The 12,203-nt window shown below is 69.1% G+C and carries 6 protein-coding genes and 1 pseudogene; all 7 read right to left on the bottom strand.

The genetic code is table 11. The features are described from left to right. Positions 1–618, bottom strand: a pseudogene (locus ON36_RS33015) (DUF3566 domain-containing protein); the annotation flags it as partial. Positions 619–658: 40 nt separating this feature from the next. After that, on the bottom strand, positions 659–3,172 hold the full coding sequence (gene gyrA / locus ON36_RS28405) for a DNA gyrase subunit A (RefSeq protein ID WP_043659966.1): 2,514 nt from the start codon (positions 3,170–3,172) through the stop codon (positions 659–661). A gap of 64 nt (positions 3,173–3,236) precedes the next feature. Further along, positions 3,237–5,267 (bottom strand): DNA topoisomerase (ATP-hydrolyzing) subunit B, encoded by a 2,031-nt coding sequence (gene gyrB / locus ON36_RS28400; protein ID WP_043659964.1) that lies wholly within the window; start codon positions 5,265–5,267, stop codon positions 3,237–3,239. Between the two features lie 400 nt (positions 5,268–5,667). Further along, positions 5,668–6,204 carry a DUF721 family protein gene (locus ON36_RS28395; protein ID WP_043659961.1) on the bottom strand — a complete coding sequence of 179 codons (537 nt, stop codon included), beginning with the start codon at positions 6,202–6,204 and terminating at the stop codon, positions 5,668–5,670. A gap of 99 nt (positions 6,205–6,303) precedes the next feature. Further along, complete coding sequence (recF, locus tag ON36_RS28390; protein WP_043659958.1) at positions 6,304–7,482, bottom strand: DNA replication/repair protein RecF; 1,179 nt, start codon at positions 7,480–7,482, stop codon at positions 6,304–6,306. Positions 7,483–7,503: 21 nt separating this feature from the next. Beyond that, positions 7,504–8,679, bottom strand: coding sequence for a DNA polymerase III subunit beta (gene dnaN, locus ON36_RS28385; RefSeq protein WP_043659955.1), 1,176 nt, complete (start codon positions 8,677–8,679; stop codon positions 7,504–7,506). 795 nt (positions 8,680–9,474) lie between these two features. Then, entirely contained in the window at positions 9,475–11,559 is a 2,085-nt protein-coding gene (dnaA, locus tag ON36_RS28380; protein ID WP_043659952.1) for a chromosomal replication initiator protein DnaA, read from the bottom strand. Between the last annotated feature and the right edge of the window lie 644 nt (positions 11,560–12,203).

The raw sequence follows: 12,203 nt of genomic DNA, 5'->3' as shown, positions 1-12,203 counted from the left end.
AGCGGCGGGCGACACCGGCCTGCCCTGCGGCACCGCGGCCGTGGGCAGCGGCGCTGCGGCGGGCTGGGCACCCTGCGGCGCGGGCGCGGCGGGCACCGCCTCCGGCGTGGGGTGCCGGACCTCGGACAGGTCCGGCATGTCCTTGACCAGCTCCGGGCGGGCGATGCTGCGGGTCGGCCCGTCGATGCCGACCGACTTCACCATGGCGGCTTCCTTGCGCGCCGCCTTCGCCGCGAGGTCGGCCGTGGTGCGCGCGTTGCCGCCGCTGCCCTTGAGACCGCCACCGCCGCCGCCTGCGCCCTTCAGACCCACCGGGCCCGACGACGGGCGGCCCTGGACCGGCGCGTCACCCGGGCGGTACAGGTTGGACTGCGGTTCCCGCTGCGGCAGCTGGGACCAGCCCTCCTGATACGGGGACGGCTTCCCGCCGCCCGTGCCGTTGCCCTTGCCCGCCGGACTGGACGGCGCGGACTCGGTACCCATCCGCACCGTCGCCTGGTCGCCGCTGTCTCCTCCCCCGCCCTCGGCCGGACGCTGAATCGGCCGCGGCGGGATCGGCGACGCCGCGACGCGCTCGGTCACGCCGTTGGTCTGCTGCCCGTCATTCGGTGTGGTCAATGGAATCCTCGGATCCGTTTCGTTGCCGCCGCTGTCTCAATCACTGCTCTTGCGAAGCCACGTCCCCGGCGAGCTGATCAGGGTCCGGCTCGTCGGCGTTGCGCGCGATCGCTAGCAAGGTATCGCCATCGGCCAGGTTCATCAATCGCACGCCCTTGGTCTGTCGACCGGCTTTGCGCACCTGCTTGGCCGCGGTGCGGATGACACCACCGCCGGAGGTGATCGCGTACAACTCGTCCTCGTCGTCCACGATGAGCGCACCCACCAGGCTGCCACGTTTCTCGTCGTATTGGATTGTCAATACGCCTTTTCCGCCGCGGCCCTGGGCCGTGTACTCCTCGATCGCGGTGCGCTTCGCGTACCCGCCCGACGTCGCGACCAGCAGGTATGTGCCGTCACGGACCACATTCAGCGAGAGCAGCTCGTCGTCGGCGTTGAAGCGCATACCCTGCACCCCGGACGTGGCGCGTCCCATCGGCCGCAGCGCCTCGTCGGTGGCCGAGAACCGGATCGACTGGCCGTGCGCCGAGACCAGGAGCAGGTCGTCGTCGGACGAGCACAGCACCGCGCCGACAAGCTCGTCGTCCTCGCGCAGGTTGACCGCGACGATGCCGCCGGAACGGTTGGAGTCGAAGTCGACCAGCTTGGACTTCTTGACCAGGCCGTTGCGGGTCGCCAGCACCAGGTACGGGGCGTCCTCGTAGGTCTTGAGCTGGATGATCTGGGCGATCTTCTCGTCCGGCTGGAAGGCCAGCAGGTTGGCCACGTGCTGACCGCGCGCGGTCCGGTTGGCCTCGGGCAGCTCGTAGGCCTTGGCCCGGTACACCCGGCCCTTGTTCGTGAAGAACAGCAGCCAGTCGTGGGTCGAGCTGACGAAGAAGTGCTTGACGATGTCGTCCTGCTTGAGGCCGGCGCCCTGCACGCCCTTGCCGCCGCGCTTCTGCGAGCGGTACAGGTCGGTCTTGGTGCGCTTGGCGTAGCCGGTCTCGGTGATAGTGACGACCACGTCCTCGCGGGCGATCAGGTCCTCGTCGGCGACGTCACCGTCGGCGGCGATGATCCGGGTGCGCCGGTCGTCGCCGTACTTCTCGACGATCTCGGCCAGCTCGTCGCGCACGATGGCGCGCTGGCGCTCCGGCTTCTCCAGGATGTCCTTGAGGTCGGCGATCTCGGCCTCGATCTTGGCCAGTTCGTCGACGATCTTCTGCCGCTCCAGCGCCGACAGGCGGCGCAGCTGCATGTCCAGGATCGCGGTCGCCTGGATCTCGTCGATGTCGAGCAGCTGCATCAGGCCGGTGCGCGCGGTGTCGGTGTTGGCCGAGCGGCGGATCAGCGCGATGACCTCGTCGAGCGCGTCGAGGGCCTTGACCAGGCCGCGCAGGATGTGGGCCCGCTCCTCGGCCTTGCGCAGCAGGAACCGGGTGCGCCGGATGATGACTTCCAGCTGGTGCTCGACGTAGTACCGGATCATCTGATCCAGGCGCAGCGTGCGCGGCACCCCGTCCACGATGGAGAGCATGTTGGCGCCGAAGCTGGTCTGCAGCTGGGTGTGCTTGTAGAGGTTGTTCAGCACGACCTTGGCGACCGCGTCGCGCTTCACCGTCACCACGATGCGCATGCCCGCGCGGTCCGAGGACTCGTCGTGGATGTCGGAGATGCCCGCGATCTTGCCGTCCTTCACCTGCTCCGCGATGGAGTTGATGAAGTTGTCGGTGTTGACCTGGTAGGGCAGCTCGGTGATGACGATCTGGGTCTGGCCGCGGTTGCCCTCCTCGATCTCCACCACACCGCGCATGCGGATGGAACCGCGGCCGGTGGTGTAGGCGTCGTGGATGCCCTGGCCGCCCACGATCAGGCCCGCGGTCGGGAAGTCGGGGCCCTTGACGCGTTCCATGCACGCGGCGAGGGTGGCTTCCTCGTCGGCGTCGTAGTTCTCCAGGGCCCAGTAGATGGCCTCGGCGAGCTCGTTGAGGTTGTGCGGCGGGATGTTGGTCGCCATGCCGACCGCGATGCCGTTCGAACCGTTCATCAACAGGTTCGGCACGCGGCTGGGGAGCACAGTCGGCTCCATCGAGCGACCGTCGTAGTTCGGGACGAAATCGACCGTCTCGTGGTCGATCTCGCGCAGCAGCTCCATCGCCAGCGGCGTCAGGCGGCACTCGGTGTATCGCATGGCGGCCGCGCCGTCGTTGCCACGCGAACCGAAGTTGCCCTGGCCGTCGACCAGCGGATACCGCAGCGACCACGGCTGGGCCATGCGGACCAGGGTGTCGTAGATCGAGGCGTCGCCGTGCGGGTGGTAGTTACCCATCGTTTCGGCGACCGGACGCGCGGACTTCACGTAACCGCGGTCCGGGCGGTAGCCGTTGTCGTACATCGCGTAGAGCACGCGGCGGTGCACCGGCTTGAGGCCGTCGCGCACGTCGGGCAGCGCGCGCCCGACGATCACGCTCATCGCGTAGTCGATGTAGCTCGACTGCATCTCGTTCTGGATGTCGACCGGTTCGATCCGGTCGCCCGCACCGCCGCTGGGCGGCAGGGTGGTCTCGGTCATGAAGGCTCCTTACAGGGCTGGGGCGGACGTGGGCCGGGCGCGCCGGTGCGGCGCGGCGCCGGGATCACACGTCGAGGAAGCGGACGTCCTTGGCATTGCGGGTGATGAAGCTGCGACGCGCCTCCACGTCCTCCCCCATCAGCACGGAGAACAGTTCGTCGGCCGCGGCCGCGTCGTCGAGCGTCACCTGACGAAGCACACGGACCGCCGGGTCCATGGTGGTCTCCCACAGCTCCTTGGCGTTCATCTCGCCCAGACCCTTGTAGCGCTGGACGCCGTCGTCCTTGTTGATCTTCTTGCCCGCGGCCAGACCGGCTTCGAGCAGGCCGTCGCGCTCGCGGTCGGAGTAGGCGAACTCCGGCTCGCTGCGCTGCCACTTGAGCTTGTACAGCGGCGGCTGGGCCAGGTAGACGTGCCCGTGCTCGATCAGCGGCCGCATGAAGCGGAACAGCAGGGTGAGCAGCAGCGTCGAGATGTGCTGGCCGTCGACGTCGGCGTCGGCCATCAGCACGATCTTGTGATACCGCAGCTTGGCGATGTCGAACTCGTCGTGGATGCCGGTGCCGAAGGCGGTGATGATCGACTGGACCTCGTTGTTCTTGAGGACGCGGTCGATGCGGGCCTTCTCGACGTTGATGATCTTGCCGCGCAGCGGCAGGATCGCCTGGTACATCGAGTCGCGGCCGGACTTCGCCGAGCCGCCTGCGGAGTCGCCCTCGACGATGTAGATCTCGGACTTGCTCGGCTCCTTGGAGCGGCAGTCGGCCAGCTTGCCGGGCAGGCCGCCGAGGTCGGTGGCCGACTTGCGGCGGACCAGCTCGCGAGCCTTGCGGGCGGCCACGCGGGCCTGCGCCGAGGACACCGCCTTCTGCACGATGGTCTTGGCGTCGGCCGGGTTGGCCTCGAACCAGTGCGTCAGGTGCTCGTTGCAGGCGCGCTGCACGAACGACTTGACCTCGGTGTTGCCGAGCTTGGTCTTGGTCTGGCCCTCGAACTGCGGCTCGCCGACCTTGACGCTCACGATGGCGGCCAGGCCCTCGCGGATGTCGTCGCCGGTGAGGTTGCCGTCCTTCTCCTTGAGGAGCTTCTTCTCCTTGGCGTACTTGTTGACCACGGTGGTCAGCGCCGCGCGGAAGCCCTCTTCGTGGGTGCCGCCCTCGTGGGTGTTGATCGTGTTGGCGAAGGTGTGCACGGACTCGGAGTAGCCCGAGTTCCACTGCATCGCGACCTCGAGCTCGTGGCCGGTGCCCTTGCCCGTGAACCCGACCACCGAGTTGTGGATGGGGGTCTTGGTGCGGTTGATGTGGCGCACGAAGTCGACCAGGCCGCCCGGGTAGTGGTAGGTCCGCGTCTTGACCTTGGGCTCGGCGGGCGCCTCGGCGCCCTCCTCGGCGTGCTTGGGCGCCTCGGCGGTCTCGCTGACCACCTCGTCGGTGACGTCGTTCTCGCTGACCCGCTGGTCGGTCAGGGTGATGGTCAGGCCCTTGTTCAGGAAGGCCATCTCCTGCAGGCGGCGCGAGACCGTCTCGAAGTTGTAGGTGGTGGTCTCGAAGATCTCCGGGTCCGCCCAGAAGCGGATCGTGGTTCCGGTGCGCTTGGTCGGCTCGCCCTGGATCAGCTGACCGGGCTTGGCGTCCTTGTAGACCTGGGTCCAGTGGTAGCCGTCGTTGTCGATCTCGGCTTCCAGCTTGCTCGACAGCGCGTTGACCACCGAGATGCCGACGCCGTGCAGACCACCGGAGACGGCGTAGGAGTCGGAGTCGAACTTGCCGCCGGCGTGTAGCTGGGTCATGACGACCTCGACGGTGGGGATGCCCTGCGCGTGCATGCCGGTGGGGATACCGCGGCCGTCGTCGACCACCTCCACACCACCGTCCGCCAGCAGCGTGACGTCGACGCGGGTCGCGTAGCCCGCCATCGCCTCGTCGACGGAGTTGTCCACAACCTCCCAGATGAGGTGGTGCAGACCGCGCTCACCGGTGGAACCGATGTACATACCGGGGCGCTTGCGAACAGCTTCGAGTCCCTCGAGGACCGTAATGGAGGAGGCACCGTAGCCCTGTTTGCCCGATGCGTTGGAGTCGTTGGCAGCCACTGGTGGGTAGCTCTCCTTACTTGCTGATCCCTGGCGCAGCGATCGGGCAGCACGCACGCGGCTCGGATGGGAAGCCGGGTGAGAACACGTTGCTGCACAGCACGCGCCGAAGGTTCGCCGCTGGTTACGTCACCATCCTACTGGTAGACCCAACTTACAGTGCACCTCCGACACCCCTCACGCCGCCGTGAATGCAAGAAATCGGAGAACGTCGACACGCGACCGCCTCCAGAAGGTTTCCGCCCGGCAGAAATGGCGTGAGAAGTGTCGAGTCCGGTCTCCGCGAAGCCGCCCGATCGCGCCGTCCCGGGCGGTTGTCCACAGGGCCTGTCCACATGTACACAACCATTCCGCGCCCGGGCGGGTCCCGACCGGCGGGTCTGCGCTGGTCACCGCCTGGTTATCCGTAGGTGTCGCGCGGACCGCGTCCCTTGATGTGCCGTTCGCCCTTGCGCCAGCTCGGCGCCGCGGGCCCGGTGATCCGCAGCTGGGTGACGACGCCCTGCCCCACCGCCGCGTTGATCTTGGCCAGGATCTGCGACTGCAGCAGGCGCAGCTGGGTGGCCCACGCGGTCGACTCGGCGGCGATCTCGAGGGTGCCGTCGCGCAGCGCGACCGGCGTCGCGTGCGAGGCGATGTCCTCACCGACCACCCCGGACCAGCGCCCGAACACCATGCCCTCGGCCACTTTCGCCGACCAGCCACGGCTTTTGGCGATCCGGCCGGTCAGCGCGGACAGCATCTGGGGATCGCGATCGTCGGGACCCGAGCCCGACCAGCCCGTGCGCCTGCGGCCCCCCGCGCGCAACTTGCGCACCGGCGAGGCCCGCCCCTGCCCCACCGACTTCCCACTGGCCTTGGCCGCGGCGCGCGCCTCCTCGAGGGCCCGGCGCGCGAGGTCGATCCCGCGGAGTTCCGGCTCGGGCTGCTCGCTCATGGGGGAAGTCTATGCCGCCGGGCCGACACCGCCCGCACGCCGTGGACGGGAATCACCAGAGTGTTGCCGGTTCTCCACAGGCACTGTGGAGAACCATGGCTATCTGTGCATATCCGCGGCCACCAGGTGGGAGGTGCGCGCGTCGGCCTCCCCGCTGGTCTGCACCCGCAGCGGCTCGGCGGCCAGTTCCTCGGGCACATCCTCGGCGACCGCGGCCGTGATCAGCACCTGCTCGGCGCCCGCGGCCACCCGCGCCAGCGCGGTACGCCTGCGCCGGTCGAGTTCGGCGAACACGTCGTCGAGCAGCAGCACCGGCTCGGCGCCGGTCGCGCGCAGCAGCTCGAAGGAGGCCAGCCGCAGCGCCAGCGCGAACGACCACGACTCCCCGTGGCTGGCGAACCCCTTCGCGGGCGAACTGCCGAGCAGCAGGTCCAGATCGTCGCGGTGCGGGCCGACCAGGCAGACCCCGCGCTCGAGTTCCCTGCCACGAGCCGCCGCGAGTTCCCGCAGCAGGATCTCGCGCAGCGCGGCCTCGTCACCGTCCTCCGGCGGCCGCGCCGGATCGGTGAGTTCGGGCGGCAGCGCGGCGCTGCGGTAGGCGATGGCGGCCGGACGCGATTCGGGAGCGATCGACGAATACGCCTCCGCCAGATGCGGATGGAGGTCGTGCACCAGGCGCAGCCGCTGGGCGAGCAGGACCGCCGCGTGCTCGGCCAGATGCCCGTCCCACACGTCGAGGGTGCTCAGGTCGGCGCGCGAACGCGCCTGCCGCCCCGCGGTTTTCAACAGAGCCGAGCGTTGGCGCAGCACCCTGTCGTAGTCGGCGCGGACCGCGGCCAGCCTGGGCAGCCGGGCTGTGCACAACTCGTCGAGGAACCGCCTGCGCTCCCCCGGATCGCCCCGGACCAGCGACAGGTCCTCCGGCGCGAACAGCACGGTGTGCAGGATCCCCAGGATCTCCCGCGGCCTGCGTACCGGCGACCGGTTGATCTGGGCCCGATTCGCGCTGCCCACGTTGATCTCCACATCGATGCGCAGCTCGCGGCCGGCGTTGACCACCGTCGCGCCGATGCGCGCCCGGGACGCGCCGGTGCGGATCAGGGGCGCGTCCGCGGCGACCCGATGGGAACCGAGTGTGGACAGGTAGCCGACGGCCTCGACCAGGTTCGTCTTGCCGTTGCCGTTCGAGCCGACCAGGACCGTGCGCCCTGGGGACAACTCCAGGTCGGCCTGCTCCCACGAGCGGAAATCACGGACCGACAGCGTGCGGATGTACATCCGTCCCCGGTACCGGCCGGCCTAGCCCGGCAGCCGGACCGGCATCAGCAGGTAGGTGTAGTCGCTCTCCAGTGCCGCGAACGCGCCCGACTCGAGCACCTTGGGCTCGTCCTCGGAGGCGGGCAGCAGCACCGCCGGACGGCTGGGGGTGGTGAAGCCGAAGGTCACCCGGTCGGCGTGCAGCGCGGACAGGCCGTCGTTGAGGTAGCCCGGGTTGAACGCGATGGTCAGCGGCTCGCCGCGGAAGTCGGCCTCGAGCCATTCCTCGGCGCGGCCCGCGTCGTCCCCACCCGCGGACAGCAACAGGCCCTCTGTGGAGAACTCGAGTCGTACCTGCGCGCCGCGCTCGGCCACCAGGGCCACGCGCTTGATGGCCTCGCTCAGCGCCGAGACCGCCAGCGTGGCGATGGAGGTGTGCTCCTTGGGGAGCAACTGGCGGAACTTGGGGAATTCGGCGTCGAGCAGTCGCGTGGTGGTGCGTCGGCCCGCGTTGACGATGCCGAGCAGCCCGTCGCTGCCCGCGCCCGTGCCGAGGGACAGCTGGACCGGGGCGTCGGAGGCGCCCAGCGTCTTGGCCGACTCGGACAGCGTGCGGGCCGGGATCAGCACGGCGGTCTCGATGTCCGGACGCGTCGGCTGCCAGCGGATGTGGCGCACGGCCAGGCGGAACCGGTCGGTGGCGGCCAGGACGACCTGCTCGCCCTCGATCTCCACCCGGATACCGGTGAGCATGGGCAGCGTGTCGTCGCGACCCGCGGCGACGGCCACCTGGCCGACCGCCTCGGCGAAGACATCCACACCGACCTCACCGGTCTGCTGCGGCACCTCGGGCAGCTGGGGATAATCCTCGACCGGCATGGTCGGCAGCGAGAACTTCGCGCTGCCACAGGCGATCAGCACCCGGGTCCCGTCGACCGAGACGTCGACCGGCTTGTTCGACAGCGCCTTGGTGATGTCGGCCAGGAGGCGGCCGGAGACCAGCACCTGCCCCGGGCCCGCGACCTCGGCGGCCACGCGCATCTGCGCGGAGACCTCGTAGTCGAAGCCGGAGACGGTCAGGCCGTTCTCGTCGGCGACCAGGAGAACACCGCCGAGAACGGGCACCGGAGGCCGGGACGGCAGGCTGCGCGCGACCCAGGCGACGGACTCGGCGAAATCCTCCCGAGCGACCCGAAACTTCATGCTCGCAAGCTCCATCGCCCGATCTGTCCTCTCCAGTTTCGTATCCCTAGTGCGGCTGTCGGCGGAGTCACGATGTTCCTCGCGCGCGTCGTGTGAGTCTCGCACAAGAGGCCGACACGGCAACGGTACCCGCGACAGCGCTGTCATCCGCATCGACCCTCCGCGTGTATCGACGCCCCGCGCGTCGCGTCCGGACCGCTCCCTTCTCCTCCGTGCCGCCTGTGCGCAACCCGATGCCCGGGCCGAGCCCTCCGAGCGAACTTTCCACACACCCTGTTTTCAAGAGATCTCTTCTAGAGAACTAATTGCAGTAGTAATAGGCACTGTGGAATCTGTGGAGTTCGCCCGTATCCGCAGGTCAGAGCGGGTGGTGCCATGGGGATGACCGTGGAGTGTCTCGAGGATGAACGGGACCCGGCTGTGGACGCCCGAAATCTGTCCCAAGTTCATCCTCGAGTCGTCCTCGAGTTGTTCCACCACTTCGGGGCTGTTCTCCACACCCGACCCACCCCTGCTGATGAACCGGTGGATTCCTCGAGGACTCCACACGGATTCCTCGAGGAATCCACAGGCCCGCCAACGCATCCCCGCAGCTCCGGGCCCTCCACAGCCTGTGGGTGCACGAACCTGGGGACAGTGTGGACAACTTCCTGTGGAGCAACGGTCCCCAGTCCGTGCACAGCACCTGGGAGCGAATCGGTGGACAACCGGTGGATTCCTCGAGGATTCCACAGGGATTCCTCGAGGAATCCACAAGGCAAAAAAGAACACCGCCCCAGGTCAGGGCGGTGTTCGAGGGTTGTGGAGGAATCAGCGCGAGCGCTGCTTGATCCGGGCTGTGAGTTCCTGGACCTGGTCGTACACCCGGCGCCGCTCGGTCATCTCCTTGCGCACCTTCTTCTCCGCGTACATCACCGTCGTGTGGTCGCGACCGAAGGCCTGGCCGATCTTGGGCAGCGACAGATCGGTCAGCTCCCGGCACAGGTACATCGCGATCTGGCGGGCCTGGGCCAGCGGCCGCGCCTTACCCGGACCGGTCAGCTCCTCCAGCGTGGTGTTGAAGTACTCGGCGGTGACCGCCATGATCGTGGCCGCGTTGATCTCCAGCGTGGCCGTGTCCGGCATCAGATCCCGCAGCACCACCTCGGCCAGCGACAGGTCGAGCGGCTGGCCGTTGAGCGAGGCGAACGCGGTCACCCGGATCAGGGCGCCCTCCAGTTCGCGGATGTTGCGCTCCACCCGGCTGGCGATCAGCTCGAGCACGTCGTGCGGGACGTCGAGCCGGTCCATCCGCGCCTTCTTGCGCAGGATGGCGATCCGGGTCTCCAGCTCCGGCGGCTGCACATCGGTGATCAGACCCCACTCGAAGCGCGTGCGTAGGCGCTCCTCCAGCGTGGCCAGCTGCTTGGGCGGCCGGTCCGAGGACACCACGATCTGCTTGTTCGCGTTGTGCAGGGTGTTGAAGGTGTGGAAGAACTCCTCCTGGATGCCTTCCTTGCCCTCGATGAACTGGATGTCGTCGACCAGCAGGATGTCGGTCTCACGGTAGCGGCGTTTGAACGCCACCTTGCGGTCGTCGCGCAGGGAGTTGATGAAGTCGTTGGTGAACTCCTCGGTGGAGACGTACTTCACCCGCATCCCGGGGAACAGCCGCTGCGCGTAGTGGCCCGCCGCGTGCAGCAGATGCGTCTTGCCGAGACCCGAGGCGCCCCACACGAACAGCGGGTTGTAGGCCCGCGCCGGCGCCTCGGCGATGGCGACCGCCGCCGCGTGCGCGAACCGGTTGGACGCGCCGATGACGAACGTCTCGAAGGTGTACTTGGCGTTCAGGCTCGCCGAGGACGACGCCTGCGGCGCGGGCTCGGCGGACTTGTTGAAGTACGTCGGCCAGTTGTTGCGCACGTCGACGACCGGCTCGCCGTCGGCCTCGGGGCGCGGTGCCGGTTCGGGCGCGACCTCGGTCTCCTCGGCCACCGGCGCGACCGGCTCGTCCAAGGGCACCGGCCTGCGGCCACGGGCGGGCACCGCGTCCGGCGTGAACAACGACTCCTGGCCCGGCGGCACCGGATCGCGGCGCGACGGCGGCTGCGGCTCCCGGCGCGGCGGTTCGGGGCTGAGCACATCGGGCCGCGATCCGAAGTCGCCGCGGCCGCCGAACTCGCCGCTCGCGTAGTCCGGCACCGGGTAGGCCGCGGTCGGCTCGTAATCGGAGCCGGGGTAGTCGCCGCCGTCGGCGTAGTCGGGCTTCCCGCCGTACTCCGCGGCGGGCGCGAACTCGGGCTCGGCGACGTACTCACGGCGGCCGGGATACTCCGCGGGCGCCGCGTAGTCCCCACCGGCGGCACCGCCGAATTCCGGGCGACCGGCGAACCCGCCCGCGTAGTCGCCGGTCGGATACTCCTGCGCCTGGGGATAACCGTCCCCGCCGTACTCCCCCGCGTAGCGTGGCCTGCCGTACTCGCCCTGCCTGGCCGGGTACTCGGGCGCGCCGCCGAAGTCGGGGCCGGGATACCCCGACGGCGGGCGCACGGCCTCGCGCGGGCGTTCGGGCCGGCTGGTCATGCGGGCGTGGCGGGGCGTGCCGCCCGCGCGCTCGTTCACCGCGGGCGTCGGCGCGGCGATGCGCACGCCGAGCCCCTCCACCTGGGGGCCGAGCCTGCGTCCGAGCGAACGGAGGATGGGTTCCCGCAGGTCGCGCTCGATCGCCTCCTGCGCCAGCGACGAGGGCACCGACAGCAGGGCGAATCCCTGCGCCACCGTGAGCGGTTTCACCAGCTTGAGCCAGGCCTGCTGGGCCCGGGACACCGCGGGGATCGCGCCGTCGGCCGAGCCGGTGGTCAGCTCGGCAACCACCTCGGGCCACACGGTGGCCAAGACGTTCTGCTCGTCGTCCAATGCAGCTTCCTCCCCGTGGTGGTTTCGATGGGTTCACCACGGCCGGAGTACGCTCGGCAACCGCCGCCGAACTGGGCGGCAGCGCGTGAACTGCGCGTACTTCCGAAGCTGTTCGAACGCCGTCCGGGTCCCCCGACCGGACAGCGGCGTGGGCACCGTCGGCCCTACGAATATGCCACTCCGGCCGTCTTTCCACACAATTATCCACAGATGTGGAAAAACCTGGGGATAAGGTGCGCCGGCCGGTGAGCGGCCACGAATGAGGGGCGGACCAGCGGTTCTGCAGCAATCCCTCGGCTACGTAGGCTAACCGGGACCGACCCAGGATGCCAGACGTGTGGACCAACTCACGAAAAGTGCCGGTATGTCCGCCCGTGGGCCGGGCGTGTCGCGGCCCACGGGCGGCGCCGACCGGAACTTCCGGTGCCCACCGCGCTTTCGCGGGGGCCGAGTTTGACCCGGTCGAGCGGTGTCAGTACCCTCGTACAGTCACCCCTTGGCGCGGTGGCAGCTGTGCGCTGCGCGCGCGCAACGTCGACCGATCGCCAAGGCAGCTGTGTGCGGACCGCGGTCCGTCGCAGACCTGAATCACCGAACAAGCTTCGGGTGCCGAACGGTGCCCACCAACTCGAGGAGTGTCGACC

The organism is Nocardia thailandica NBRC 100428, assembly GCF_000308795.1.
Taxonomy (GTDB): Bacteria; Actinomycetota; Actinomycetes; order Mycobacteriales; family Mycobacteriaceae; genus Nocardia; species Nocardia thailandica.
This window is presented reverse-complemented; position numbering and strand designations above follow the sequence as displayed.

Coding starts and splice junctions, on each gene's coding strand:
- gyrA (WP_043659966.1), bottom strand. CDS start 3,172: ATGACCGAGACCACCCTGCCGCCCAGCGGCGGTGCGGGCGACCGGATC.
- ON36_RS28395 (WP_043659961.1), bottom strand. CDS start 6,204: ATGAGCGAGCAGCCCGAGCCGGAACTCCGCGGGATCGACCTCGCGCGC.
- recF (WP_043659958.1), bottom strand. CDS start 7,482: ATGTACATCCGCACGCTGTCGGTCCGTGATTTCCGCTCGTGGGAGCAG.
- dnaN (WP_043659955.1), bottom strand. CDS start 8,679: ATGGAGCTTGCGAGCATGAAGTTTCGGGTCGCTCGGGAGGATTTCGCC.